The sequence below is a fragment of the Pseudomonas sp. So3.2b genome, from assembly GCF_019464415.1.
GTDB classification, from domain to species: Bacteria; Pseudomonadota; Gammaproteobacteria; order Pseudomonadales; family Pseudomonadaceae; genus Aquipseudomonas; species Aquipseudomonas shahriarae.
This window is the reverse complement of sequence record NZ_CP080494.1, coordinates 2,966,914-2,991,837: the sequence shown is the minus strand read 5'-3', so window position 1 is coordinate 2,991,837 and position 24,924 is coordinate 2,966,914. Positions and strand designations below refer to the sequence as shown.

General features: G+C 59.1%; 27 protein-coding genes. 15 read left to right on the top strand and 12 right to left on the bottom strand.

Annotated elements, in window-relative coordinates; translation table 11 throughout:
* Positions 1-33: 33 nt before the first annotated feature.
* From hppD to K1X80_RS13355, 3 genes are all read right to left on the bottom strand, one after another.
* Positions 34-1,110 (bottom strand): 4-hydroxyphenylpyruvate dioxygenase, encoded by a 1,077-nt coding sequence (gene hppD / locus K1X80_RS13365; protein WP_057440066.1) that lies wholly within the window; start codon positions 1,108-1,110, stop codon positions 34-36.
* Positions 1,111-1,405: 295 nt separating this feature from the next.
* On the bottom strand, positions 1,406-2,113 hold the full coding sequence (locus tag K1X80_RS13360) for a molecular chaperone (protein WP_169990258.1): 708 nt from the start codon (positions 2,111-2,113) through the stop codon (positions 1,406-1,408).
* 27 nt (positions 2,114-2,140) lie between these two features.
* Complete coding sequence (locus tag K1X80_RS13355; protein ID WP_198817431.1) at positions 2,141-2,704, bottom strand: fimbrial protein; 564 nt, start codon at positions 2,702-2,704, stop codon at positions 2,141-2,143.
* Positions 2,705-3,057: 353 nt separating this feature from the next.
* On the opposite strand from K1X80_RS13355, the gene K1X80_RS13350 reads away from it, so the two are divergent.
* Positions 3,058-4,599, top strand: coding sequence for an EAL domain-containing protein (locus K1X80_RS13350; RefSeq protein ID WP_220172939.1), 1,542 nt, complete (start codon positions 3,058-3,060; stop codon positions 4,597-4,599).
* Positions 4,600-4,796: 197 nt separating this feature from the next.
* Entirely contained in the window at positions 4,797-5,162 is a 366-nt protein-coding gene (locus K1X80_RS13345; RefSeq protein ID WP_029294664.1) for a histone-like nucleoid-structuring protein, MvaT/MvaU family, read from the top strand.
* A gap of 203 nt (positions 5,163-5,365) precedes the next feature.
* On the opposite strand, the gene K1X80_RS13340 is transcribed toward K1X80_RS13345, so the two are convergent.
* Complete coding sequence (locus K1X80_RS13340) at positions 5,366-5,902, bottom strand: DUF4946 domain-containing protein (RefSeq protein ID WP_120732894.1); 537 nt, start codon at positions 5,900-5,902, stop codon at positions 5,366-5,368.
* A 192-nt stretch (positions 5,903-6,094) separates the two neighbouring features.
* Between K1X80_RS13340 and gloA the strand changes: the two genes are divergently transcribed.
* Positions 6,095-6,616 (top strand): lactoylglutathione lyase, encoded by a 522-nt coding sequence (gloA, locus tag K1X80_RS13335; protein WP_057440061.1) that lies wholly within the window; start codon positions 6,095-6,097, stop codon positions 6,614-6,616.
* Positions 6,617-6,754: 138 nt separating this feature from the next.
* On the opposite strand, the gene ahpF is transcribed toward gloA, so the two are convergent.
* The 3 genes from ahpF to K1X80_RS13320 form a co-directional block, all read right to left on the bottom strand.
* Complete coding sequence (gene ahpF, locus K1X80_RS13330) at positions 6,755-8,308, bottom strand: alkyl hydroperoxide reductase subunit F (RefSeq protein ID WP_057959615.1); 1,554 nt, start codon at positions 8,306-8,308, stop codon at positions 6,755-6,757.
* 126 nt (positions 8,309-8,434) lie between these two features.
* The gene (gene ahpC / locus K1X80_RS13325; RefSeq protein WP_010210361.1) at positions 8,435-8,998 is read right to left on the bottom strand and encodes an alkyl hydroperoxide reductase subunit C; all 564 of its coding nucleotides are present in this window, start codon (positions 8,996-8,998) and stop codon (positions 8,435-8,437) included.
* Positions 8,999-9,130: 132 nt separating this feature from the next.
* Positions 9,131-10,063 carry a site-specific integrase gene (locus K1X80_RS13320; RefSeq protein ID WP_057959614.1) on the bottom strand — a complete coding sequence of 311 codons (933 nt, stop codon included), beginning with the start codon at positions 10,061-10,063 and terminating at the stop codon, positions 9,131-9,133.
* A 181-nt stretch (positions 10,064-10,244) separates the two neighbouring features.
* Here K1X80_RS13320 and K1X80_RS13315 point away from each other — a divergent pair, with 181 nt between their 5' ends.
* The gene (locus K1X80_RS13315) at positions 10,245-11,252 is read left to right on the top strand and encodes a DNA-binding protein (protein WP_057959613.1); all 1,008 of its coding nucleotides are present in this window, start codon (positions 10,245-10,247) and stop codon (positions 11,250-11,252) included.
* Here K1X80_RS13315 and gorA read toward each other — a convergent pair whose 3' ends face one another.
* Complete coding sequence (gorA, locus tag K1X80_RS13310) at positions 11,253-12,611, bottom strand: glutathione-disulfide reductase (RefSeq protein ID WP_057959612.1); 1,359 nt, start codon at positions 12,609-12,611, stop codon at positions 11,253-11,255.
* Between the two features lie 100 nt (positions 12,612-12,711).
* Positions 12,712-13,551 carry a UTP--glucose-1-phosphate uridylyltransferase GalU gene (galU, locus tag K1X80_RS13305; RefSeq protein ID WP_057440057.1) on the bottom strand — a complete coding sequence of 280 codons (840 nt, stop codon included), beginning with the start codon at positions 13,549-13,551 and terminating at the stop codon, positions 12,712-12,714.
* Between the two features lie 309 nt (positions 13,552-13,860).
* Here galU and K1X80_RS13300 point away from each other — a divergent pair, with 309 nt between their 5' ends.
* The 11 genes from K1X80_RS13300 (at position 13,861) to K1X80_RS13250 (ending at position 22,902) form a co-directional block, all read left to right on the top strand.
* Entirely contained in the window at positions 13,861-14,046 is a 186-nt protein-coding gene (locus K1X80_RS13300; protein ID WP_029294643.1) for a hypothetical protein, read from the top strand.
* A gap of 672 nt (positions 14,047-14,718) precedes the next feature.
* Entirely contained in the window at positions 14,719-15,240 is a 522-nt protein-coding gene (locus tag K1X80_RS13295; protein WP_057959611.1) for a fimbrial protein, read from the top strand.
* Positions 15,241-15,290: 50 nt separating this feature from the next.
* Positions 15,291-15,851 (top strand): fimbrial protein, encoded by a 561-nt coding sequence (locus K1X80_RS13290; protein ID WP_057959610.1) that lies wholly within the window; start codon positions 15,291-15,293, stop codon positions 15,849-15,851.
* A 21-nt stretch (positions 15,852-15,872) separates the two neighbouring features.
* A complete protein-coding gene (locus tag K1X80_RS13285; RefSeq protein WP_152987941.1) occupies positions 15,873-18,482 on the top strand; it encodes an outer membrane usher protein in 2,610 nt (869 codons plus the stop codon).
* A complete protein-coding gene (locus K1X80_RS13280) occupies positions 18,479-19,237 on the top strand; it encodes a fimbria/pilus periplasmic chaperone (RefSeq protein WP_169990253.1) in 759 nt (252 codons plus the stop codon). Before K1X80_RS13285 ends, K1X80_RS13280 begins: the two co-directional genes overlap by 4 nt.
* Positions 19,238-19,262: 25 nt before the next feature.
* A complete protein-coding gene (locus K1X80_RS13275; protein ID WP_057959607.1) occupies positions 19,263-19,844 on the top strand; it encodes a fimbrial protein in 582 nt (193 codons plus the stop codon).
* Positions 19,845-19,854: 10 nt separating this feature from the next.
* Positions 19,855-20,346: a fimbrial protein gene (locus K1X80_RS13270; RefSeq protein WP_186626199.1), complete on the top strand. Its 492-nt coding sequence runs from the start codon at positions 19,855-19,857 to the stop codon at positions 20,344-20,346.
* Between the two features lie 13 nt (positions 20,347-20,359).
* Positions 20,360-20,839, top strand: a complete 480-nt coding sequence (locus K1X80_RS13265) for a fimbrial protein (RefSeq protein WP_057959605.1) — start codon at positions 20,360-20,362, stop codon at positions 20,837-20,839.
* 11 nt (positions 20,840-20,850) lie between these two features.
* Complete coding sequence (locus K1X80_RS13260; RefSeq protein WP_057959604.1) at positions 20,851-21,399, top strand: fimbrial protein; 549 nt, start codon at positions 20,851-20,853, stop codon at positions 21,397-21,399.
* A gap of 112 nt (positions 21,400-21,511) precedes the next feature.
* The gene (locus K1X80_RS13255) at positions 21,512-22,465 is read left to right on the top strand and encodes a fimbrial protein (protein WP_057959603.1); all 954 of its coding nucleotides are present in this window, start codon (positions 21,512-21,514) and stop codon (positions 22,463-22,465) included.
* Between the two features lie 155 nt (positions 22,466-22,620).
* Complete coding sequence (locus K1X80_RS13250; RefSeq protein WP_057440049.1) at positions 22,621-22,902, top strand: hypothetical protein; 282 nt, start codon at positions 22,621-22,623, stop codon at positions 22,900-22,902.
* A 9-nt stretch (positions 22,903-22,911) separates the two neighbouring features.
* On the opposite strand, the gene K1X80_RS13245 is transcribed toward K1X80_RS13250, so the two are convergent.
* From K1X80_RS13245 to K1X80_RS13235, 3 genes are all read right to left on the bottom strand, one after another.
* Entirely contained in the window at positions 22,912-23,142 is a 231-nt protein-coding gene (locus tag K1X80_RS13245) for a hypothetical protein (protein ID WP_120732886.1), read from the bottom strand.
* Between the two features lie 73 nt (positions 23,143-23,215).
* Positions 23,216-24,139 carry a c-type cytochrome gene (locus tag K1X80_RS13240; RefSeq protein ID WP_057959602.1) on the bottom strand — a complete coding sequence of 308 codons (924 nt, stop codon included), beginning with the start codon at positions 24,137-24,139 and terminating at the stop codon, positions 23,216-23,218.
* A complete protein-coding gene (locus K1X80_RS13235; protein WP_169960849.1) occupies positions 24,136-24,786 on the bottom strand; it encodes a cytochrome c in 651 nt (216 codons plus the stop codon). The genes K1X80_RS13240 and K1X80_RS13235 overlap by 4 nt, the downstream gene beginning before the upstream one ends.
* Between the last annotated feature and the right edge of the window lie 138 nt (positions 24,787-24,924).

Genomic DNA, 24,924 nt, shown 5'->3' with positions numbered 1-24,924 from the left:
AGCCGACAAGCCGGCTCCTACAGGGGGCTAGGATCAGTCGGTGGTCAACACACCACGACGAACCTGGTCACGCTCGATCGACTCGAACAGGGCCTTGAAGTTGCCTTCGCCGAAACCGTCATCACCCTTGCGCTGGATGAATTCGAAGAACACCGGGCCCATCAGGGTTTCCGAGAAGATCTGCAACAGCAGGCGCTTGTCGCCGGCCACGGACGAACCGTCCAGCAAGATACCCCGCGACTGCAACTGCTCCACCGGTTCGCCGTGGTTTGGCAGGCGGCCTTCGAGCATCTCGTAGTAGGTGTCCGGCGGCGCGGTCATGAAGCGCATGCCGATCTTCTTCAACGCGTCCCAGGTCTTGATCAGGTCGTCGGTGAGGAAGGCTACGTGCTGGATGCCCTCGCCGTTGAACTGCATCAGGAACTCTTCGATCTGGCCGGCGCCTTTGGACGACTCTTCGTTCAACGGGATGCGGATCATGCCATCCGGGGCGCTCATGGCCTTGGAGGTCAGGCCGGTGTATTCGCCCTTGATGTCGAAGTAGCGCGCTTCGCGGAAGTTGAACAGCTTCTCGTAGAAGTTGGCCCAGTAGACCATACGCCCGCGATAGACGTTGTGGGTCAGGTGGTCGATGACCTTCAGGCCGGCGCCCACTGGGTTGCGGTCCACGCCTTCGATAAACACGAAGTCGATATCGTAGATCGAGTTGCCTTCACCGAAACGATCGATCAGGTACAGCGGCGAGCCGCCGATGCCCTTGATGGCCGGCAGGTTCAGTTCCATCGGGCCGGTTTCGATATGGATCGGCTGGGCACCCAGCTCCAGGGCACGGGTATAGGCCTGTTGCGAATCCTTGACGCGGAACGCCATGCCGCACACCGACGGACCGTGCTCGGCGGCAAAGTACGAAGCGATGCTGTGGGGTTCGTTGTTGAGGATCAGGTTGATCGCGCCCTGACGGTACAGGTGCACGTTTTTCGAGCGGTGGGTTGCCACCTTGGTGAAGCCCATGATCTCGAAGATCGGCTCCAGGGTGCCCGGGGTCGGCGATGCGAATTCGATAAATTCAAAGCCCATCAGGCCCATTGGGTTTTCGTATAGATCTGCCATGATTTGGCGCCTCATCATCTTTTTTAGAATTAAGTAAATTAATTGCCAGCAAGGATGAGGTGAGCAGGTGGCGCACAGGAAATGCCCCGCACGCTGCGGGCGAGGAAGTCACCGTAGATGAGTTGGAACCCGAGTAGCTTCATGGTTGAGTCATTCTCTTACGGGCGTCTCTGACGGACGAGGCCTGCATGGAAACAGGCGCTTATTCTTGTATGCGTAAACCGATTCTACACAGCGTAAACAGCTTTGTCCGTATTCCTTATCAAATCCCTATGCCCAGGCGGGCGCAAGGGGTTTATTGCCCAGATAGATGCCCGGCAGGATCAACGGGCGCGGGTTGCATCAGGGGTGGCAGGGCAAGATCCAGGCTGGCGTGGGGGGCAACCATGCCCTGCTGATCGCTGGGGACCACCTGCCCGCCCACGACCAACGCGACGTCATGGAACGTCACATGGAAAGGCGACGGGTTGAAGACACGCAGGACCGCCGGTTTGCCGGTGTGCAGCGTCCAGATCAGTTGCCCCGGCGCATCCAGGGGGCTACCCGACAAGCCCTGGGGCCGGAAAAACACCTTGGTGCGAATGCGAAAGGCGAAACGCAACTGGTTCTGGCGCTCTGCAGCCGCGAATGCTTCCGGCTGGCGGGTCGCGGGCGGCACCTCCAGCACGTTGAGCCAGAACAGCGATTCCCTGTCCCTGGGCAGCGGTTCCTGGGTATACGCCAGGCGTATGGCCTGGCTCTTGCCCGGATCCAGGCGAAACACCGGCGGGCTGAGGGTGAACGGCACCTCACTGTGCTCGGCAGTCAGCCGTGCATCACCGCCATCCAGCCACACTTGCACCAGGCGCGCGGCATGCGCATCATCGTTGCTCACCTGCACGGTGATTTCCCTGCGCGGCTCAGGGTAAATCTGCCGGGTGCCACTGATGATCACCCCGGCCTGTGCCTGCCCGAAGACCAGGCACAGGCAGAGCGCTACCTGCAGGCGTGCTACGCAACCCATGGCCCGGGCCCTCGGTCTATCGGGCGATCAGGGAAAGATCCCCGAGTACTGCACCGCCGTAGTCACCAGCCCTACCCCCGCCGCCCCGCCCGTGGCGATGTAACGTGCCGCAAAGGGCAAGGTTGCCAGGCAGCCGGTGACCGTGGCCGTGCTCGAAGCATGGCCGGTACGCAAGTCCATCGGCTTCTGGGTGGCGCCGTCGAGAATTTGCACCTCTACTTTGGCGGCAGCGGTTTTGGGGGCCATGTTGCGCAAGTTGCCGGTGGCCGGATTGATCGCCGGGCTGGTGCTTTCATACAACACAGCCACCTTGGTCGCATCCGCACAACTGGCGCCGCCGCCCACATAAATAAAGAATGGCTTGGCGCTGGCGGTTGCCCCCTCCGTCGACAGGGCGCTGGCTTGCACTTTGTCCAGGACCACCGGAAAGTTCGCACCGGAGCCCGCGACACCACCGGTCCCGCCACTGATCGTGCAGGTGGTGCCGGTGATTTCGCCGGTCAGGGTGATGGTGCCATCGGCGGCAGTGGCCAACGGTACGGCAAGCCCGCAAGCAAGCAGCAAGGCAATCGCCAGGACATGGTTTTTCATACACGTGTTCCTAAGGGTTAAGGCGAGCCCCGGTCAGACGACGCGCAGGCACAAGCCCGCCCGCCGAGTTCGAGCTCAATGCAGCAAAACTGTTGGTTCTTGAATGGCAGCCTCTTCACGAGACTGAAGTTTTTTCTGACAGGCACTGATCCAAGCAACAACGCAATAGACCAAACAATTTTTTCTCGTCAAAATATGTTGCAAAGTTTGGCAAGATTAAAAAACACGCACAACTAGCCAAGTCGTTAGGTCTACGCTTTGCTAATGCCATAGACCAACTATCATTGTTACTTCAGACGTACTGCCTGTAGCCGCTACCAGGCCCTTCCCTCACTTTGCTACAGGCTGCGTAAATGCCACTTACCCTCAAAGGTCCGCGCAAGCGCGCCGCCCGCTCCTTGATCACGGTCCTGTGCGGCCTGCTGCCGATTCTGCTGGGAGTGGCCATCCTGCACCTCCAGGCCAAACGCACCCTGGAGCACAGCACTTCGCAGACGGCGACCGAGGCCGTGCGCCAATTCGACCTGATGCTCGACAACACCGCCCGTGCCGCCCAGGATCTGCTGCCGCTGGCGGGCAAGGACTGTGACAACGCGGTGCAACTGGCGCTGCGCGAGCAAGTCACACGTCGCCCCTTTGTACGCGCAACCACCTTGTCGTGGAAAAAGTCCATGTATTGCACCTCGCTGTTTGGTGACACCCACGTGTCTGCGGTCAATCCTGGCGACTACGTCGAGGGTCGCCTGTGGCTGATGAATGGCAATCCGGTCACCCCCGATACCGCCCTGTTGGTGTACCGGCTGGTGGAGGGCGACAAGGCTGCGTTTGCTTCGATTGACGGTTACCACCTGACCAATGCCCTGCGCCTGATCAGCCGCTACGCGGACCTGGTGTTGCAGGTCGGCCCCAATTGGTTGGGCAGCGACGGAAAAGTCAAAAACAGTGCGCCGCCGGAGTTTCCCGTGGCCCACCAGCACCTCGCCTCCCAGCGCTACGCGTACAGCGTGGAAGCCGGCATGCCCGAAGGGGAAGTCTGGCGGTATATGGAAGCCCGCTACCCGGCGCTGTTCAGCCTGCTGGTGTTTTTCGGCGTGCTGGCCGGCGTGCTGGCGCACTGGGTGCAAAAACGCTCCTCCGCCCCCACCCACGAACTGCAGCGGGCGCTGGGCGCCAATGAGTTCGTGCCGTATTACCAACCGGTGGTTCGTGGCGATAACCTTCAATGGGCCGGCTGTGAAGTCCTGATGCGCTGGCAGCACCCCAAGGAAGGCCTGGTGCGCCCCGACCTGTTTATCCCCCTGGCCGAGCACTCCGGGCTGATCGTGCCCATGACCCGCGCCTTGATGCGCCAGGTCGCCACACAACTGGCGCCCCATGCCGATCGCCTGGGCAGCAATTTCCATGTGGGGATCAATATCACCGCCCGGCATTGCCAGGATCTGGTTTTGGTGCAGGACTGCCGGGAGTTCCTCGCCGCCTTCAAGCCGGGCCAGGTACTGTTGACGCTGGAGTTGACCGAGCGCGAACTGATCGAACCCACCGAGGTCACCCGCCAGCTGTTCCAGGCCCTGCACGAACTGGGCGTGATGATCGCCATTGATGACTTCGGCACCGGCCACTCCAGCTTGGGTTATTTGCGTAACTTCAATGTTGACTACTTGAAGATTGATCAAAGCTTTGTGGCCATGATCGGAGCCGATGCGTTATCGCGGCATATACTCGACAGCATCATTGAGTTATCCGGCAAGCTTGATTTGGGCATCGTCGCCGAAGGCGTGGAAACCCAAGAGCAATGTGACTATCTGGCCGCGCAAGGTGTGGACTTCTTGCAGGGCTACCTGTTTGGTCGCCCGGAGCCTTTTGACGCATTCATTAAATCTTTGCGGCGCGATTGAATATCCATCTAGCATCAGATGAAAAATTGTTATTTATACAAAAGACGTGATTTACTCGTGGCGCATTAACTACTACAATTTTTCCTGCCTGCGCCGAATCGGCAGGAGAACCACTTTTACCGAGTCATGCTGAGGCTCTTGGCTTATAGCTTTGTTTGCAGTGGGTATCAGCCAAATACACTATTGGAGTAAATATTTTGTCCAGACTCGCCGAATTTCGTGCCGCAGAAAAAGCCCTTCAAGAACAGCTCGCCCAGCTGGAATCCCTGAAGAACGACGCTGGCCTGAAGAAAGAAATCGAATTTGAAGAAAAGCTTCAAGGGCTGATGAAAACCTACGGCAAGAGCCTGCGCGACATCATCTCCATCCTTGATCCAAACCCAGGCAAGTCGGGGATCCAAGTGGCAGCCGCCCCCAAAACCCGCCGCGCACGCGTGGTCAAGGTGTATCACAACCCGCACACGGGTGAACTGATTGAAACCAAGGGCGGCAACCACCGCGGCTTGAAGGCCTGGAAAGAACAGTATGGCGCTGCCACTGTAGATTCCTGGCTGCGCGGCTAATACAGGCGCACTAATAAAAAGCCCCGCTGATGCGGGGCTTTTTTTGTTTTTGCGCCTCGATTTCAAACGCTGCCGCGTGCGAAAGTGAACTTTGAAATACACTCCACTTCGAACCCAATCGCCGAACAGCCGCTTTACACCGCAGCCCTGTAGTTATGGGTTTTTCTGTCAATGTGCCATGTCAGGCATCTAGCCATCGCCGATCAAAGTTTCAGGCTTGCACGTACCGAGCTGACTTCTTCCTTGCTCGACTCATAGGCAGCGGCTTGCCCGGCATATGAAAAAACATAGGCCTTATTCGTATCGACAGCACCCACCAGTGTTTGCGAGAGCACATGCCGACCGTTCTCGGTAATCACGCAGGTAGTTTCCAGCGCCTCAAGATGACTTAAGGTGCTTGAGTGAATCTTGTTGCAGACACTTTGATAACCACTGCGGGCAAAGTCCTTCTGGATGGACTTGCGCATCTCCAGCAACACCCCTTGCAGATTGACCACATGCCCGGGCTCGATCGGCGTACCCGTCAACTCCATGACCATCAGCGTCTCGCCGTTCTCATCGTTCTTGATCGCGCGCTGGCGCGACACCGGTGACGGCGTGGCTGGCGCATCGGCATCCGCCACCACCTCCTCCACCTGCCAGCCGCTGGGCCAATGAATCTCCGGGTCTGCCGCCAGTGCAACGGTGCTACCCAAGACAAGCCACAAGGCGGCCAACAATGGTTTGTTCAATCGGCTCATTGCAAAAAACACTCGAAGTTCAAGCCGCAAAGTTTGAGCCCGCCGAGGGGATGGCCGCAAGGCCCGGGTGCGTTTTTCATTTGGCGCGGCCGGTGCAGCTTGCGTATCATGATCCGGCTACACGGATCTGCCGCACGCCAAGGGACCGCTCAAATCACGAGCTGCGTCTGCCCCATTTTTTCTGGAGGGCCCATGAGCCTGCACGAATTGAACACCTTCCCGGGCGTCACCGCCCAACCCGACACCGCCACTTCGAACTTCGTGTTCAACCACACCATGCTGCGGGTCAAGGACATCACTAAGTCCCTGGACTTCTATACCCGCGTCCTGGGTTTTTCCCTGGTTGAAAAACGCGACTTCCCGGAAGCCGAATTCAGCCTGTACTTCCTCGCCCTGGTCGACAAGGCGCAGATTCCGGCCGATGCCGCCGCGCGCACCCAGTGGATGAAGTCGATCCCGGGCATCCTGGAACTGACCCACAACCACGGCACCGAAAACGATGCCGACTTCGCCTACCACAATGGCAACACCGACCCGCGCGGGTTTGGCCATATCTGCATTTCGGTGCCGGATATCGTCGCGGCCTGCGAGCGCTTTGAAGCCTTGGGCTGTGATTTCCAGAAGCGCCTGACCGATGGGCGGATGAAAAGCCTGGCGTTTATCAAGGATCCGGATGCGTACTGGGTTGAGATCATTCAGCCAGCGCCGCTGTAAACCGGTTTGTTGCCCCTGTAGGAGCGTATCACCGTGGTGTAACGGTCACGCCGAGTCGCCTGTCTCGCAGACCAGCTCCCACAAAAGCAACACCCACAAAAAACCCATGATCACTCATGGGTTTTTTAGTATCGGGCCTTACGCTCGGATCAGGTAATCAAAAGCACTCAGGGAAGCCTTGGCGCCCTCGCCCACCGCAATCACGATCTGCTTGTACGGCACGGTGGTGACGTCACCGGCGGCAAACACGCCGGGCAGTGAGGTCTCGCCACGGGCATCGACAATGATCTCGCCACGGGGCGACAGCTCCACGGTGCCCTTGAGCCAATCGGTGTTAGGCAACAGGCCGATCTGTACAAAGATACCTTCCAGGTCGACGGTCTTGAACTCGCCGGTATCACGGTCTTTGTACGCCAGGCCAGTAACCTTCTGGCCATCACCTTTGACTTCACTGGTCAGCGCACTGGTGATCACGTCAACGTTCGGCAGGCTGTAGAGCTTGCGCTGCAATACGGCGTCGGCGCGCAACTTGCTGTCGAACTCCAGCAAGGTCACGTGGCTGACAATACCGGCCAGGTCGATGGCTGCTTCAACGCCGGAGTTACCGCCACCGATCACCGCCACGCGCTTGCCCTTGAACAGCGGACCATCGCAGTGCGGGCAGAAGCACACACCCTTGGCCTTGTATTCCTGCTCGCCCGGCACCCCCATTTCGCGCCAGCGGGCACCGGTGGCCAGGATCACCGTCTTGGACTTGAGGGTCGCACCGCTTTCAAAGCGAATTTCATGCAACTCACCGGGATTTTTCGCCGGGATCAGGCTGCTGGCGCGCTGCAGGTTCATGATGTCCACGTCGTACTGACGCACGTGGGCTTCCAGGGCGCTGGCGAGTTTCGGGCCTTCGGTTTCCTGCACCGAGATAAAGTTCTCGATGGACATGGTGTCCAGTACTTGCCCACCAAAACGTTCGGCGGCCACACCGGTACGAATACCTTTACGCGCGGCGTAGATCGCGGCGGCAGAACCGGCCGGGCCACCACCGACGACCAGCACATCGAACGCGTCCTTGGCGCTGATTTTCTCGGCGGCCTTTTCGATACCGCTGGTGTCGAGCTTGGCGAGGATTTCTTCCAGCCCCATGCGGCCCTGGCCGAAGTTCACACCGTTGAGGTAGACGCTGGGCACCGCCATGACCTGGCGCTCGTCGACTTCCGCCTGAAACAGTGCGCCATCAATGGCCACGTGGCGGATGTTGGGGTTGAGCACGGCCATCAGGTTCAGCGCCTGGACCACGTCCGGGCAGTTCTGGCAGGACAGCGAGAAGTAAGTCTCGAAGTTGAACTCACCTTTAAGGCTGCGAATCTGTTCAATCACTTCGACACTGGCCTTCGACGGGTGGCCACCGACTTGCAGCAGGGCCAGCACCAACGAAGTGAATTCATGGCCCATGGGGATGCCGGCAAAACGCAGGCTGATATCGGCACCCGGGCGGTTGATGGAGAACGACGGCTTGCGCCCATCATTGCCATCGGTTTTCAGGGTAATCAGCGTGGTGAGGCTGGTTACGTCCTGCAAAAGAGCAAGCATTTCCTGGGATTTCGCACCGTCGTCGAGGGAGGCAACGATCTCGATCGGCTGGGTGACCCGCTCCAGGTATGACTTCAACTGAGCTTTAAGATTGGCGTCCAACATACGGGCGATTTCCTATTTCAAATCAATTCGGTAAAAAAAAACGCCCGAGCGAATCTCGCCCGGGCGTTTTTGAGGGCGGTGCGGCTTACTTAAGGTGCGGCAATCCGCCCTTGATACTTCACAGACTTAGATCTTGCCGACCAGGTCCAGGGACGGAGCCAGGGTAGCCTCACCTTCTTTCCACTTGGCTGGGCACACTTCGCCTGGGTGGGCAGCGACGTACTGGGCGGCCTTGATTTTGCGCAGCAGCTCGGAAGCGTCACGGCCAACACCGCCGTCGTTCAGTTCAACGATCTTGATCTGGCCTTCAGGGTTGATCACGAAGGTGCCACGGTCTGCCAGGCCAGCTTCTTCGATCAGCACGTCGAAGTTGCGGGAGATGGTCAGGGTTGGGTCGCCGATCATGGTGTACTGGATTTTGCCGATGGCTGGCGAAGTGTTGTGCCAGGCAGCGTGGGCAAAGTGGGTGTCGGTGGACACGCTGTAGATCTCGACGCCCAGCTTCTGGAATTCGGCGTAGTTGTCAGCCAGGTCTTCCAGTTCGGTTGGGCAGACGAAGGTGAAGTCGGCTGGGTAGAAGAACACGACAGACCACTTGCCTTTCAGGTCAGCGTCCGACACGTCTACGAAGTTGCCGTTTTTGTAAGCGGTGGCTTTGAACGGTTTTACTTGGCTGTTGATGATAGGCATCGTTGACTCTCCGTCAGGGGTTAGTAAGTTGATGGGTGAATCCTACCCAGTCTCATCGCCGATGGCTCATTGCCAAACCTGATGCCGCCGATTGGTTTTGGCTATCAACCAGCTGTATTAATAGAAGAAATCTTAAAGCAGCGGATCGCGGGCCTGAGTCATGCCAAGAAAGGGCGTCGCTTCAACATAGCGCATGGCGGACTTCATGTCCTTCCAGCCGACGTAACTCATCAACGACTTCAAATCCCAACCGCTGCGATGGGCCCAGGTGGCGAAGCCCCGGCGCAAGGAGTGGCTGGTGTACTGCTCGGCAGCAATGCCCGCGCGCCCGAGGGCCTGGCGCAGCAGCGGGATCACGCTATTGGCGTGCAACCCCTCCTCGCCCAGGTTGCCCCAGCGATCGATCCCGCGAAACACCGGGCCGCGCACCAGGGCCGAGGCACTCAGCCATTCGGTATAGGCCTGCACCGGGCACAAGCGCAGCAGTGCCGGGGTTTGATAGGTCTGGCCGAGGTTCTCGCGGTCACTCTTGCTGCGCGGCAAGTACAGGGTGATGCCCGCCCCTGGTACCGCCTGCACATGCTCGATCTGCAGCCGACACAGCTCATCACTGCGAAAACCACGCCAGAAGCCCAGCAGGATCAAGGCCGCGTCGCGCTTGGCGCGCAGCCAGCGCGGCCGATCGCCCTCTGTCCGCGCCTGCTCAGCTTCGCGCTCAAGCCAATTGACCACCTGCTCCAGGTGCTGGAGCTGCAAGGGCTCGGCCTGTTTTTCCTGGGCTGGGTGCACGGCGCGGATGCCCTTGAGCACCTTGCGCACCACCGGCGCTTTGGTCGGGTCCGGGAAACCCTGGCTGGAATGCCATTGCGCCAGCGCCGACAAGCGCAATTTCAGGGTATTGACCGACAACACCCCGGCGTAAGCCACCAGATAACGGGCCACGCTGTCGCTGGTGGCGGGCAGGAAGCCACCCCAACCCACTTCAAAGTGCTCGATGGCGGCGCGATAGCTGCGTCGGGTGTTATCGCGGGTGGCGGCGTTCAGGTAACGATCAAGTTCACTCATAGCGCTATCGCCAAGGGGTTGGTGTACGGGCATAGGGGATGAATCTGCGTCAAATGGGTCATCACACGGGATAATACGCCAATATCCCATCTGTAAAATCATCAATTTAAAGGCAATTTTATTCGTGATACAGTATGTATATACATAATACATACCACAGTACTAAATCGACGGAGACCCCATGGCTCGCGGCGGCATCAATAAAGCAGTAGTTCAAACGGCACGCCTGGCAATCCTCGCCCGCGGCGAAAACCCCAGCATTGATGCGGTACGCATCGAAATGGGCAATACCGGCTCGAAAACCACCATCCACCGCTATTTAAAGGAGCTGGACGAGAGCGAAACCCGCCTCGCCATTACCGAGGCGCCCATCGACGATGAGCTTGGCGAGCTGGTCGCACGCCTGGCCCAGCGCTTGAAAGAGAAGGCTCAGGAACCCATCGACCAGGCCCTGGCGCAGTTCGAGCAGCAGAAAACCGCCCTGCTCACCCAGGCAGAGGCACTGACCGCAGCCCACAACCAGCTCCAGCAGCAATTTGATATTCAGGCCGCCGCCCTGGCGGAAGAAAGCGCAGCCCTGCAGACCGCCAGCACCAGCCTGCAAACCGAGCAAACCCGTAACGCCGGACTCAGCCAGGCGTGCAGCGACTACGAGCTACGACTCGCGGACAAGGACGAACAGATTCGCTCGCTGGAAGACAAACACCTGCACGCCCGCGACGCCCTTGAGCACTACCGCACTGCGATCAAAGACCAACGCGAACAGGAACAACGCCGCCACGAAGGCCAACTGCAGCAACTGCAGGCCGAACTGCGTCAGGCCCAGCAGAGCGCCATGGTGCGCCAGGACGAAATCACCCAGTTGCACCGTGACAATGAACGGCTATTGATTGAGCACCGGGTCACGGCGAAGGAGTTGGCGACTCTGCAAGAGCAAAACCGCAAGGATCAGGCCCAGCAACTCAAGCTGAGCGAACAGGTAAGCCTGATTGATAGCGAGCGCACCCTGCTCCAGGAGCGTCTGCGGGTTGCCGTGCTGGACAACCAAGCACGGCAGGAGGCCCTGGCCGAGCAGCAGCACAGCCGCAAAACCCTGGAACTGGAGCTGCTCAAGGCCCAGGCCACCATTGAGGCGCTGCGCCTGGCCGCCGTCGTTGCAACGGCGCCAGAGGCAACAGGGAATACCTGATCAGCCAGCGACAGGCGTGCGCATGGTGACAAACTCTTCCGCCGCCGTCGGGTGCACGCCGATGGTCTCGTCGAAATGCTGCTTGGTCGCCCCCGCCTTGAGGGCGATCGCCAGGCCCTGGACAATCTCGCCCGCATCCGGCCCGACCATGTGGCAACCCAGCACCTTGTCGGTATCGGCATCGACCACCAGCTTCATCAGCGTGCGCTCCTGGCACTCCGTCAGGGTCAGTTTCATCGGCCGGAAGCGGCTTTCGAAAACCTGCACGTTATGCCCATCGGCCCGCGCCTGCTCTTCGCTCAGGCCCACGGTACCGATATTCGGCAAGCTGAACACTGCCGTGGGGATCATCGCGTAATCCACCGGGCGGTACTGCTCAGGCTTGAATAGACGCCGCGCCACCGCCATGCCTTCAGCCAATGCCACGGGCGTCAGTTGCACGCGACCAATCACGTCGCCAATGGCCAGGATCGACGACTCGGCGGTCTGGTACAGATCGTCAACTTCGACAAAGCCACGCTTGTCCAGCTTGACCCCGGTGTGCTCCAGGCCCAGGTTATCCAGCATCGGGCGCCGGCCCGTGGCGTAGAACACGCAATCGGCTTCCAATACACGACCGTCTTTCAGGGTGGCCTTGAGGCTGCCATCGGCCTGCTTGTCGATACGTGCGATATCAGCGTTGAATTGCAGGTCCAGGCCACGCTTGGTCAGCTCTTCCTGCAAGTGCTTGCGCACCGCGCCATCGAAGCCACGCAGGAACAGATCGCCGCGATACAGCAACGACGTCTGCGCGCCCAGACCATGGAAAATCCCGGCAAATTCCACCGCGATATAACCACCACCCACTACCAGTACGCGCTTGGGCAGTTGCTTCAGGAAGAACGCCTCATTGGAACCAATGGCATGCTCATGCCCCGGAATCTCGGGGATCTGCGGCCAGCCGCCCGTGGCGATCAAGATGTGCTTGGCCGTGAAGCGCTCGCCGTTGATCTCGACCTCGTGGGGGCCGGTCAGACGCGCATGGCCTTCGTGCAGGGTCACCCCGCTGTTCACCAGCAAGTTACGGTAAATACCGTTGAGGCGATTGATCTCGCGATCCTTGTTGGCGATCAATGTCGCCCAATCAAAGTTCGCCTCGCCCAAGGACCAGCCAAAGCCGCTGGCTTGTTCGAAGTCTTCGGCAAAGTGCGCGCCATACACCAACAGTTTTTTCGGCACGCAGCCAACGTTGACACAGGTACCGCCCAGGTAGCGGCTTTCCGCCACGGCCACCTTCGCGCCAAAACCTGCGGCGAACCGCGCCGCCCGTACACCACCGGAACCGGCGCCAATCACATAAAGATCAAAATCGTAGGCCATTTCACTCTCCTCGGCAGGGCATCAGGATACCCGCTTACGCCCAAAAAACCAGAAAGCCACCCGTAGGTGGCTTTCTTGAGACTCAACAGGCGATGCTTAATCAGTAAGCCTTGCCAGTCTTGTAGAAGTGCTCGTAGCAGAAGTTGGTCGCCTCGATGTAGCCTTCAGCGCCACCGCAGTCAAAACGACGGCCCTTGAACTTGTAGGCAATCACGCAACCGTCTTTGGCCTGTTTCAGCAAAGCGTCGGTAATCTGGATTTCGCCGCCCTTGCCTGGCTCGGTTTCTTCGATCAGCTTGAAGATATCCGGGGTCAGAATGTAGCGACCAATGATTGCCAGGTTCGACGGGGCATCTTCCGGCGCCGGCTTCTCGACCATGTCGCGAACGCGGATCAGGCCATCACCGATGTCATCACCGGCGATCACCCCGTACTTGTTGGTTTCCGCAGGGTCGACTTCCTGCACCGCAACGATGGTGCAGCGGTACTTCTGGTAGAGCTTGACCATCTGGGTCAAGACGCCGTCGCCTTCCAGGTTGACGCACAGGTCGTCCGCCAGGACCACGGCAAACGGTTCGTCACCGATCAGTGGGCGACCGGTAAGGATGGCGTGGCCAAGGCCTTTCATCTGGGTTTGACGGGTGTAGGAGAACGAGCACTCGTCGAGCAGCTTGCGGATACCGACCAGGTATTTTTCCTTGTCAGTGCCCTTGATCTGGTTTTCCAGCTCGTAGCTGATATCGAAGTGGTCTTCCAGTGCGCGCTTGCCACGGCCGGTGACGATGGAGATTTCGTTGAGGCCGGCATCCAGTGCCTCTTCGACGCCGTACTGGATCAGTGGCTTGTTTACCACCGGCAGCATTTCTTTAGGCATGGCCTTGGTCGCTGGCAGGAAGCGAGTACCGTAACCGGCTGCTGGGAACAAGCATTTCTTGATCATAAAAGTCCTTAATAAGGGCTGTGCATACGAAATTCGGCGCAGTCTAATCAGGCCGCAGCCACCTTACAATGGGCGCTGCTGGCGTTGCGATGTCAACATAGAGAAAAAATGTCGGCGTTAGTTCCACCGATCATGCAATTGGCCCTACCAACGGCATGCCCAAACAAACCGTACCCCTCTACTTGAAAGGGCTTCGGTTGTTTTAGCACGCTTTTGGGCGCAGAGCACTGACCTGCAACAACTTGCGCTTGCCCTGCGCGTTTGGCGTTATCATAGCCCGCTTGAACCAGACCACGAGATTGTTAATCGATGTCAGAACCCAAAGGCGTAAACGGCTACCTGATCACTAAGCGAGCAGACGGCTGGCACCTGATCAATTTTCACGGAGACAGCGTCGCCGGGGCATTCGCCACCGAGAGCCAGGCTATTGCAGTAGCCGAAGTGTTTGTGGACGAAGCCGGTCACGCATCGAGCAAAAGGCCAAAGGGGAAATAAGCCCCTACGATTGCACATAAAAAGCCCCGATGATCGGGGCTTTTTTGTTTGCCCATTGCATTGCCTGTATCTGCGCCCTGGGAGAGCCGGCGCACTCACTCGCGAGAGAGGAAATTAGTTGGCCCTCATCAATAAACACTATTGCCTCCAAACACTAGCCAACCTATTTTTATAGCAACTCGCCTCTTCATCACACCAAATGTAGTCCAAGTCTTACGGTCATTTCTCGATTCTTGGAAAACAGCCATAACTTTCCTATATGCCCCACCACCAAAAGACTACGCAAGCAAGGGAACCGGACGACTTCCTTACTAAAACTAGTAGCTTAATAATTGCCCCGCCTCGAATGTTCTCCCGAAGTGCAATACAAATAGTTGGAAAATCAGGACTTCGCTGAACACCAACTCAACCGCACTCGGGCTGAGTTTTCTGCGCGCCTCCGCTGAGGCAAAGAACCGACTGGTCGGCCCGTTCCGGCTTGTCGTACGACCCTGGACTGCGCCTAAAAAGCGGCGAACTCAATCGCAAGCTTTTGATACCTCAAGAAGAGGAGAAATCCAAAGTACTGAGACCTGGACACTTAGCTGCACTCTCCATAACCGCTTTTTAATAGGTCCTACGCACAGTTGCGGCCGGACTTCTCAATAACACTTACTCTGTAGGTATCTGCAAATGAAAAATAATTTTAAAACTGCACTGCTAACTATCGGACTATTTGCTGGCGCGATCTCTGCCGCTCATGCGGCAGATGGGACAGTTACATTCGAGGGATCGGTCCACTCGGGTGCTTGTTCCATTAAGCCTGACTCCGTAGATCAAACCGTTCATCTTGGCGCGATCGCCAAACATCAATTGCAGACAGGGGGGAAATCCGAAGCCAGGCGCGTTCTGATTGAACTTGAAGGCTGCGACCTGGCAGGCCTGACTGATAATACGGTGACGACTACATTCACGGGCGCGCCCTCAAGCGTTGTCCCGGGCGGGTTGGGCACAGTGGGTAGCGCGGGCGGTATCGGCATCATGATGACCCATGGCAGCCAGCCCATTGAGCTGGGTGTCGCAACGACCCCGCAAGCCATTGCCGTCGGTAACAACACCCTGGAGTTTGGTGCCTATGTACAAGGTGCCGCCACCGGCACGGTCGTGCCTGGTGATTTCAGTGCGGTGACCAATTTCACCCTGGCCTATCAGTAAGTACGGCCCCCGCCACTTCGGGTGGCGGGGGACTCTGACGGGAGATACAGGTGAAAACATTCCTGAGTTTCGCCATTGCCTCTTCATTGACGGTGCTCATCAGCCCCTGCGTTTTCGCGAGTGCGGCGGCGCAAGGTGAGGGGTTAGTCACCTTGGGAGGAGAAGTCATTGACTCCGCTTGCGGGCTGGAACTGGTCAGTGCCGATCAAACCATCGAGATGCCTCCCGAGCCCATAGGCCGGCTGCTGCGCAGTGCGATAGGAGAACCTCACCCCTTCCAGTTGCGCCTGGTCAATTGCTCCTTGACCCGCCCTGACCCGTCACGCCCGGATGTGAACCTGCCGGATTGGCAGCACCTGCAAGTGACCTTTGACGGTGCCCGCGATAGAGACGGTCGCTCCTTTGCTGCCTTTGGTGGTTCACAGGGGGTCGCCCTGCACATTTGGGATGCGGCCGGCCAGGAGAGCATTCCGGGTGAACCGATGCCGTTGCTGCCGTTGGCAGAAGGCGACATGACACTGCACTACACGCTTCGCCTGGTCGGCAACGGGCTGCCGCTGATGCCTGGCGCTCACGGTGCCGCCGTGCGGTTCAAGCTGGAATATTTTTGAACATTGATGAGTCGTTTTTTCATGTTGAATACGTCGAAGGTCAAATATTCGCTGCGTCCAGGCCTATTTAGCGGGTTGATGTCACTGGCTGGAACTGCAATGGCCAGCGGGGATATCGAGTTCAATACGGATGTTCTTGATCTGAATGATCGCACCAATATTGACTTGTCCCGATTTGCGCGCAGCGGGTTTATTCTGCCCGGCACCTACTCAATGGTGGTGCAGGTCAATGCCCAGCCTATTGCTGAGCAGTCGGTGGTGTTCTATCCCCCCGATAATGATCCCAAGGGCAGCCAGGCCTGTTTGTCCCCAGATCTCGTCGAGCAGCTTGGCCTCAAGGCGTCCGGCGCGGCAAAACTCACCTGGTGGAATAACGGGCAGTGCCTGGATATCCAAGGGCTGCCGGGCATGGAAGTGAGTGGGGATCTGGCCACCTCGACGCTGACTATCAACCTCCCCCAGGCTTATCTCGAATACAGCGACATCAATTGGGACCCGCCCTCGCGCTGGGATGAAGGTGTGCCGGGGCTGTTGGCGGATTACAGCGTCACCGCGCAGTCCAACTATCAAAACAATCGCGGCAACCGCAACAACCTGAGTGGGAACGGAACGCTCGGCGCGAACGCCGGGGCCTGGCGCCTCAGGGCAGACTGGCAGGGGCGTTTCGAGAGACGCCGTGAGGGCGAAGCCAAGGACCAGAAACTGGACTGGACGCGCTACTACGCCTATCGCGCAATTCCTGCGCTGAAGTCGCGCCTCGTGGTGGGAGAGAACTACCTGTATTCGGACCTGTTCGACAGTTTCCGCTTTACCGGCGCCGCACTCAGTTCGGATGAAAACCAACTGCCCCCCAACTTGCGTGGCTACGCTCCGGAAGTCGTCGGAGTGGCGAAAACCAATGCAAAAGTCGTCGTCAGCCAGCAAGGCCGTGTGCTGTATGAAACCCTGGTCGCGGCAGGCCCCTTTCGCATTCAGGATCTTAACGATGCCGTGTCCGGCTCGCTGGATGTGCGGGTGGAAGAACAGGACGGCTCGGTCCACAGCTTCCAGCTAGATACGGCGGGTGTTCCCTACCTGACACGCCCCGGCCAGGTTCGCTACAAGCTGGCAACGGGACGACCGTCCAACCTCCAGTACAACGGTGACGGTGATTTTTTCGGGACCGGCGAGTTCTCCTGGGGGGTCAGCAATGGCTGGTCGCTGTTTGGCGGCGGGATCACGGATAACAATTACCATGCGCTGTCCGTCGGCGCTGGGCGTGACCTGCTCGCGTTCGGGGCCCTGTCGCTGGATGTCACCCAGTCCCAGGCAACCGTCTGGAATGAGCGGCTCGCGGGTAAATCCTACCGCCTCCAATACTCCAAGCACTTTGAGCAGTACGACAGCCAGATAACCTTCGCCGGCTACCGGTTTTCCGAGAAGGGCTTCCTGAGCATGAGTGAATACCTCAACGCTCGGCATTACGGTTTGAATGGCGAACTCGGCGGGCGCGGGGGGTACAACGAGGACGGTGAACGCATTGATGACTGGAAGCCTATCGGCGGGAGCAAGGCCCTTTATACGGCCACGGTGAATAAGCAGTTTCGCGACCTTGGGGCCACGGTCTACGCCAGTTACAACAAACAAACCTATTGGGACCGGCCACACACGCAGCGCTGGAACATGTCCGTGTCACGTTATTTCAATGTGGGCACCGTGAAAAACATGAGCCTGTCCCTGAACATCTATCGCACCCTGGAATACAGCTACAAGGATAACGGTGCGGCGCTAACGGTCAGCCTGCCGCTGGGGCGCACCGGCACGCTGTCGCTGGATGCCTACCGGGCCGCGGGCGATAACAGTTTTTCGTCGCGCTTCAGTGATCGCCTTGATGCGCGCAATAGCTACCAACTCCGTGCAAGCGATAGCTCTGCCAGCGGCTATCTGACCCACATGGGCGATCAGGCCGATATCGACCTCAGCGCCAGCCAACAATCCGGTAACAGCAGCCTCGGCGTGTCTGCGCGCGGCGGTGGCACGCTTACGTCTCACGGCGCTGCGCTGCACCGGACCAACAGCACGGGCGGAACCCGCCTGATGGTCGACACCGGCGGCGTACCTGATGTGCCTGTGCGGGGTTACGGCAGCCCAAGCCGCAGCAATGCCTTTGGCAAGGCGGTTATCTCGGATATCAGCAGCTATCAGCGTACGGCGGCCAGCGTCGACCTGGAGAGCCTGCCGAACAATGTCGAAGCCACTCAATCGGTGACGCAACTGACACTGACCGAAGGGGCTATCGGCTACCGCTCACTGGACGTGATTGCCGGCGAGAAAGCCATGGCGGTTCTTCGCCTGGAGGATGGCAACTCACCGCCGTTCGGCGCGCAGGTCAAGAACATGAAACAGCAGGATACCGGGATTGTGAATGACGACGGCCATGTCTATCTGAGCGGCATACAGGCCGGCGGGCAGATGGCCGTCAGTTGGGGAGGTGCCGAGCAGTGCATCCTCACGCTCCCTGTCGTTTTGCCTGCTGATGGCTTGACCGATGCCCTGCAATTGAGCTGCCGCAAGACCGCTACTGATCAATCCTTGCCCGTGCCGCCGGTACTGAGCGGGCAGCCTACCGATACGGAGAACACATCCTCATGACGCTCAAGACGCGCCTCCCTCTTCCGGCCTTCGCCCTGCTGGCACTGGGCTTGAGCCCGAGTGTAAATGCCGCGATCGGCCTGGACCGCACCCGAGTGATTTTCGATGGTGGCAAACAGGCCACCAGCGTGAACATCACCAATAACAACACCCAATTGCCGTATTTGGCCCAAGGCTGGATCGAGGATGAAGCGGGCACGAAAATCACCACTCCCCTGATCGTGTTACCCCCGGTTCAGCGCTTGGAGCCGGGGAAACAGAGCCAGGTGAAAGTCCAGGCATTGCCGGCGGCAAAAATGCTGCCGCAGGATCGCGAGACGGTCTACTACTTCAATTTGAGGGAGATCCCGCCGCGCAGTGATAAATCCAATACCCTGCAAATCGCCCTGCAGACCCGAATCAAACTGTTCTACCGGCCGCAGGCCATTGCGCCGAGCCAGCAAGACCTATCCACCCCCTGGCAGGAAAAGCTGACCCTGACCCGCATAGGCGCCAGTTATCAGGTGAATAACCCAACGCCTTACTACGTGACCCTGGTGGATGCGCGCAGCAGCAGGGACGGCAAAACCGTACCGGGCTTCGAGCCGGTGATGGTACCGCCCAAAGGCGCGCTGACGCTGGGGCCATCGGCCGACACACTCGGTACTACACCCTACTTCTCCTACGTCAACGACTACGGTGGTCGCCCACTGCTGGCTTTCACCTGCAGTGGTGAAACCTGCAAGGTCAGCTCACAAACCCCACCGCCCAAATGAGTAGCGCCTGCCGCGGGAGAACATCATGAAGTCGCACAATGGGAAGGTCTTGGGCGGCCTGTTGCTGGCCTTTGCCTTGGTGGGGGGCGCACACGCCGAGGATGATATCGAGGGCATGAATGGGCTGCTGAACATTAACGGGGCCATGCATGAGACACCTTGCAGCCTGGAGATGACGTCACTGCACCAGACGATTGACCTGGGCGCCGTGTCCACCAGCCAATTGCAGCGGCCGGGCGACCAGGCAACAGCTGTGGCATTCCAGCTGCATTTTACCGACTGCCAGCGCACCGCCGGCAGCATCCGTAGCGAACGTACGGGGAACCTGGCGTGGAGTGCCTTTCAACCGGTGCTGTCGGTGACGTTTGTCGCCCCTGCCGATGACGATGATCCGCGGCTGGTCAAAGTACAAGGCATCACCGGGATGGGCCTGCGGCTGACCGATGACGTGGGGCGGGATGTACGGCTGGGCTCCAGGGGCGAACCACTGTTTCTGGCATTGGGCAGCAGTACCCGGACCTGGAATGTTCAGCCTACGCGCACCTCTGCGCCACTGACCAGCGGGGCATTTCGCGCCGTAGTGGATTTCAGGCTCAATTATGACTAAGGGCAAAACAATGGCTAAGTCAATCGGCGCGCAGGCCGTTCTTACCGGCGCCCTGGTGTGGGCGGCAGGCCAAGCAGTGTCGGCCGATACCAATCTGATCATCCGGGCACAAATCATCGCCCCGCCGCCGTGTGTCATCAACAGCGGGAGCACGCTCGATGTGCCGTTTGGCAATAACCTCCTGACATCACGGGTTGACGGGGTCAATTATCGTCGAAGCGTGCCTTACACCGTGACATGCGACTCGCCCTTTAGCAACGCGATGACCCTGGAACTCAAGGGCACCGGAGCGGCGTTTGACAGTCGCGTGCTCGGCACCCGCAAGGCCGACCTTGGGGTAAAGCTGTTCGTGAATGACGCCGACTGGCCGCTGAATACGGCTGTGAGGTTTACCTATCCAAACTTTCCGATCGTGCAGGCCGTGCCTGTCAAACGCACGGGCAGCAGTCTGACAGGAGGGGTGTTTGATGCCGCCGCCACCCTTGTCATCGAGTACCAATGAAAAGGAGCGATCAATGACCCGTTGCCAGCAGCGAGCATTGCTCGCCTTGTGTTCCATCGGCCTTTGCAGCAATGCGCTGGCCAACCTGACATTCAGCGGCACGCTGAACGAGCCGCCGCCCTGCACGATCAACGCAGGCAATAGCATTGAAGTCGATTTTGGGGATGTCGGGGTCAAGCGGGTCGACGGAGTGAAGTACCGTCGCGGGCTCGGCTACACCATCAATTGTGCCCCCGCCACGCTGCCGTGGGAGCTTAAGTTGAGTATCAGGGGCACGGCGACAGGGTTTGACGGCGCCGCATTGCAAACCAATGTGCCTGCACTGGGGATCCGGATTTTCCAGAATGACCAGCCGTTTCCACTCAACACACCGCTGGACATCAGCCTGTCGTCACCGCCGGCATTGGAGGTTGTTCCCGTCAAACAGCCAGGCACCACGCTGTCCCCTGCACAGTTTACGGCGGTGGCAACGTTGCTGGCCGAATACGAGTAGGAGATCCGTCCATGGGACACGAAACGATTTATAAGGGCTGGCCAAGTGCGGGGCTGGCCTTACTGCTGACCACCGGCCTGCCCCCCGAGGGGCAAGCGGCGGACAACCTGCGCTTGAAGGGCAACCTGGTGGAAGAGGCCTGCACTATCCGTCCAGGCGACGAGGCCATCACATTGGAGCTCTGGGACCTGACCAGCAAGCATCTCTACATCAACACCCGCTCCCAGGGTCGGGGTTTCAAGCTGCACCTGGAAGATTGCAACACCACAATCAGCAACACGGTCACCATCACGTTCGGCGGCAGGGAAAACCCGGCGCTGCCCGGATTGCTCGCGCTGGACGCAGGGAGCGGTGCCTCAGGCATTGGCGTCGGTATCGAGACACCGAGCCAAAAGCCATTGCCGCTGAATACAGTCAGCGACGAACAGGTGTTGCGTAATGGCAGCAACGTTATTGAGCTCAAAGCCTATGTCCAGGGTGAGCCGAATGCCATCAGGGACCAGAGCATTGGCCATGGCGCCTACACCGCGACCTCTACTTTTACCCTGGACTACCCGTAATTCGTAGGCTCAAAAAACCGATTGATACCCATAGGCTTTCAGGCCAACCAGGTTTACAGCGACTGATTGTTCGCTGGACAGCGCCTGCGTAGAGAAGCAACGAGAGATCAAGATGAAACGACTATATGAAGCCATGGTGCTTCTCCTGCTGATTAGCGTTAGTTCGGCCGCGCTGGCTGTCGATTGTCGGATCAATGGTGGGGAGTGGGCGCGGGTGACCCACCTGACCGTTCCCGTAGACGTACGGCTCGATACAGATCGCGTGAGGATTCTGATGGAGGGCGCCCGGCTCGAATGTCGGTTTACCGCCGGCGCAGGCCCCGTTTGGGGAGAGGATTACTGGGCAACCGGGAATGCCTCGGGAACGCCCTGGACGTCCGGCCCCAAATTCACCCGGGAAAGGAGCGGTTTGCGCATCAATGGCAGCTTCCTCGATACGCCGGTTCCGGCGGGTATCCGCGTGGCCACCATGCCCAACAACGGGATCGGCTACCCGATCAATATCACCCCCTATATTCTGGTGCGTAACGATCCCTCCAATCCGATTGATGTGCGCACAGGAGACACCCTCGGCCTGTTGCGCCTCACCAGCTCGAACAATTTCGACGGCACCCGACCGCAACTCACGGTCACTTATACCGCCGCCAACGACTTCACCATTTCCCCGTCAACCTGCACGATCAACAATAACAACCCGATCGAGATCGACTTCGGCGATGTACACCAAAGGGCAATCGGCACCGACCCGCTGACAACCACCGTTCGCCGTGACCGCCGACTCACCTACGCGTGCCCGGACCCGGGGATCACCACGCCGATCACCATTACCTACAAAGGTACGCCGTCATCGTTCGACTCCAGGCTACTGCTGATGAGCAACCCGGATGTCGGCACGGCACTCGTAAGGAGCGCAACGGCCGTCCAGGTCGGCGGCGCCTTCCTGTCCAGTATTACCAATAGCGTGGGAGGCGACGATGTGACGTTTACCCTCGTCCGGCGAGCCGGCTCCCTGCCCACCCCAGGCCCCGTCAGCGGCAGCGGTGTACTCGTGATGGGTGTGCCATGACACACGCAAAAGGCCAGGGCCGGACACATCGCGGGGGCGCAGTCGCAGACTTTGTTTCTGAGACTGCGCATTAAGTGGCAGTTCGCTATACTCTCGCGCCAACGCCCCACGACAGTGTCAGCGCCCCTCCAACACCCTCGACGACGACCCAACTCATGAACAAAATCCTGGCACTGATCTCGGTACTGGCGCTTGCCGGCTGCACTACCACATCTGATATCTATCTGAAAAATGGCGAACAAGGCCTGACCATCGACTGCTCGGGCGAGGCCAACTCTTGGGCCAGTTGCTATGAAAAAGCCGATGCATCCTGCGCAGGCACCGGTTACCGCATCGTCGGTACCGAAGGCACGCCGGCCTTGCAGGACAGCGACAAGACCCTGGGCGTGGACGTGGGCAATTTCAAGGGCCGCAGTGTGGTGGTGGTCTGCAAGTAACCGGGGCGGTTACATGTGAATCTCGGCGAACTTGATGCCCAGGCTACGAATGGTGTCGATCAGGTCATCCAGTTTCTCAAAGGATTCGACCTCGTCCTGGTCATCCACCAGGAAAAAGCTGCGCCCGCCGCTTTTCTTGAAAAATACAATCCACTCCCCCGAATTGGCCGGATTTTGAATCACATGGGTCGCAGAGATGTGACCCTCTGCATGCCGCTCTCTGACGCGTTCACGTTTCATAATTGCTTTCCAGAATGACAATGCCGCTCAAACCCCGGGGTTTGAGCGGCATTTTTTGTGGTCGGCCGATAGTTTAACGGATGCCTTGGCCAATCAGTACGCCATCAACCGTTTGCCCGTACAGATTCACGCCATCATTGGCGTGGAACTTGACGCGGGTCTTCTCCACCGAGCCGTCCACCAGGCGCGGATCCTGGGGGCGCTCATGGCGGTTGACGTAGGCCGCCACGTCCCAGGCCTGCTGGTCGCTCAAGCTACCGCCCTTGCCCAGCGGCATGTTGTGCTTGATAAAGGAGGCCGCCGTGTTGATCCGGTGCATACCGGCGCCCCAGTTGTAGGAGTCCTTGCCCCACAACGGTGGCATCACGTAGCTATCACCGACCTTCTGCCCCTGCCCCTCGCCGCCATGGCACACCGCACACTGTGCCTTGTACACCTCGGCCCCTTGCGCCAGGTTGTAGCCTTTGGCCGGTTGTGGCACATCAGGGTAACCACGCCCAGGCAACTCCACGCCCAGCGGCGCTTTGCTCGCCAGCCAGTAAGCGTAGGTCGACAGCGCGGCAATCTCAGGGCTGTCGGCTGCCGGTGGCGTGCCGCCGTCCATGCTGAACTGGAAGCAACCCTGCAAGCGTTCGGCGAAGGAGTTGACCTTGTCATTCTTTTTTCGATAGGCCGGGTACATCGGGTAAGCCCCCCACAGCGGCGAGGAGTTGGCCAGGCGCCCCTGATCCAGGTGGCAGTTGCTGCAATTGAGACCGTTGCCGACAAACTGCGGCGCCAGGCGCTTGGTGTCGACGAACAACGCATAACCCTGCATCACCAACTTGCCGTAGGCATTGTCGGGCAACTCGCTTGTCTGAGGTGGCTGGAACGCCGTGGTGGCAGGCACCGCAGCCGGCACCTGCAGTTGCGACTGATCTTCCATGGCTATCGGTGCGGCCAACGCCGGCACACTGATCAACGCGACCAGCACGGGTGCAAATGACAGGTTCTTCATGGCTTGACCTCCTGGCCAGGCAAGGAGGCGAAATAACCGGCAATCCCCTGCACTTCGTCATCCGTGAGGGATTTGGCCACATGGCCCATCAGGTCATTGGGATCATTGTGCCGGGTGCCACTGCGCCAGGCATTGAGCTGGGCGGCCAGGTAGGCGGCAGATTGCCCGGACAGCGGCGGGAACGCCTCGCCAACGCCGACACCTGCAGGGCCATGGCAACTGACACACGCAGGAATCTGCCGCTCCCAGGCCCCCTGCAGTGCCAGTTTTTCGGTGGGATTGGTCGGGGCCATGCTGCGATGGCCGGTTTGCACGGCCGGCGCCGGCATCGCCGCCAGCGTCTGGGTCACTGCGGCGATTTCTTCATCGGTAAGCGCCTTGGCCAGCGACGTCATCACCGGGTTGCTGCGCGCACCACTCTGGAAGTCATGCAGTTGTTTGCTCAGGTAAGCCGCCGGCAACCCCGCCAGCCGTGGAAACCCCGCAGCCGCCAGCCCCAGGCCATCGGCGCCATGGCACGCCATGCAAGCCGCCGCGCCAGGCTGCGCGCCACCTTCATTGAACACCTTTTTGCCCTCCAGCGCCTGCGCGCTGCCGAGCATGAGCAGCAGGGCGCCACCCATCAACACTCTCTCCACAGACATCATCACGACTCCATTTTTATAGTTATATGCTTAGACCTACAATGCATAAGCCTACAAATGGTAGGGTAATGGGCTGACAGTCACAACCGCTGGGTAAGAAATTTCAGGCAATAAAAAGCCCGGCACTGCAAGCGCAGGCCA

Bases quoted from the DNA above. Each gene is read 5' to 3' on its own strand.
- K1X80_RS13235 (WP_169960849.1), bottom strand. From the start codon at position 24,786: ATGATGTCTGTGGAGAGAGTGTTGATGGGTGGCGCCCTGCTGCTCATG.
- ahpC (WP_010210361.1), bottom strand. From the start codon at position 8,998: ATGCCTATCATCAACAGCCAAGTAAAACCGTTCAAAGCCACCGCTTAC.
- K1X80_RS13300 (WP_029294643.1), top strand. From the start codon at position 13,861: ATGTCAGAACCCAAAGGCGTAAACGGCTACCTGATCACTAAGCGAGCA.
- hppD (WP_057440066.1), bottom strand. From the start codon at position 1,110: ATGGCAGATCTATACGAAAACCCAATGGGCCTGATGGGCTTTGAATTT.
- gorA (WP_057959612.1), bottom strand. From the start codon at position 12,611: ATGGCCTACGATTTTGATCTTTATGTGATTGGCGCCGGTTCCGGTGGT.
- K1X80_RS13350 (WP_220172939.1), top strand. From the start codon at position 3,058: ATGCCACTTACCCTCAAAGGTCCGCGCAAGCGCGCCGCCCGCTCCTTG.
- K1X80_RS13360 (WP_169990258.1), bottom strand. From the start codon at position 2,113: ATGGGTTGCGTAGCACGCCTGCAGGTAGCGCTCTGCCTGTGCCTGGTC.
- K1X80_RS13240 (WP_057959602.1), bottom strand. From the start codon at position 24,139: ATGAAGAACCTGTCATTTGCACCCGTGCTGGTCGCGTTGATCAGTGTG.
- K1X80_RS13270 (WP_186626199.1), top strand. From the start codon at position 19,855: ATGGCTAAGTCAATCGGCGCGCAGGCCGTTCTTACCGGCGCCCTGGTG.
- galU (WP_057440057.1), bottom strand. From the start codon at position 13,551: ATGATCAAGAAATGCTTGTTCCCAGCAGCCGGTTACGGTACTCGCTTC.
- K1X80_RS13255 (WP_057959603.1), top strand. From the start codon at position 21,512: ATGAAACGACTATATGAAGCCATGGTGCTTCTCCTGCTGATTAGCGTT.
- K1X80_RS13315 (WP_057959613.1), top strand. From the start codon at position 10,245: ATGGCTCGCGGCGGCATCAATAAAGCAGTAGTTCAAACGGCACGCCTG.
- K1X80_RS13250 (WP_057440049.1), top strand. From the start codon at position 22,621: ATGAACAAAATCCTGGCACTGATCTCGGTACTGGCGCTTGCCGGCTGC.
- K1X80_RS13275 (WP_057959607.1), top strand. From the start codon at position 19,263: ATGAAGTCGCACAATGGGAAGGTCTTGGGCGGCCTGTTGCTGGCCTTT.
- K1X80_RS13265 (WP_057959605.1), top strand. From the start codon at position 20,360: ATGACCCGTTGCCAGCAGCGAGCATTGCTCGCCTTGTGTTCCATCGGC.
- K1X80_RS13260 (WP_057959604.1), top strand. From the start codon at position 20,851: ATGGGACACGAAACGATTTATAAGGGCTGGCCAAGTGCGGGGCTGGCC.
- K1X80_RS13340 (WP_120732894.1), bottom strand. From the start codon at position 5,902: ATGAGCCGATTGAACAAACCATTGTTGGCCGCCTTGTGGCTTGTCTTG.
- ahpF (WP_057959615.1), bottom strand. From the start codon at position 8,308: ATGTTGGACGCCAATCTTAAAGCTCAGTTGAAGTCATACCTGGAGCGG.
- K1X80_RS13285 (WP_152987941.1), top strand. From the start codon at position 15,873: ATGTTGAATACGTCGAAGGTCAAATATTCGCTGCGTCCAGGCCTATTT.
- K1X80_RS13280 (WP_169990253.1), top strand. From the start codon at position 18,479: ATGACGCTCAAGACGCGCCTCCCTCTTCCGGCCTTCGCCCTGCTGGCA.
- K1X80_RS13355 (WP_198817431.1), bottom strand. From the start codon at position 2,704: ATGAAAAACCATGTCCTGGCGATTGCCTTGCTGCTTGCTTGCGGGCTT.
- K1X80_RS13295 (WP_057959611.1), top strand. From the start codon at position 14,719: ATGAAAAATAATTTTAAAACTGCACTGCTAACTATCGGACTATTTGCT.
- gloA (WP_057440061.1), top strand. From the start codon at position 6,095: ATGAGCCTGCACGAATTGAACACCTTCCCGGGCGTCACCGCCCAACCC.
- K1X80_RS13245 (WP_120732886.1), bottom strand. From the start codon at position 23,142: ATGAAACGTGAACGCGTCAGAGAGCGGCATGCAGAGGGTCACATCTCT.
- K1X80_RS13320 (WP_057959614.1), bottom strand. From the start codon at position 10,063: ATGAGTGAACTTGATCGTTACCTGAACGCCGCCACCCGCGATAACACC.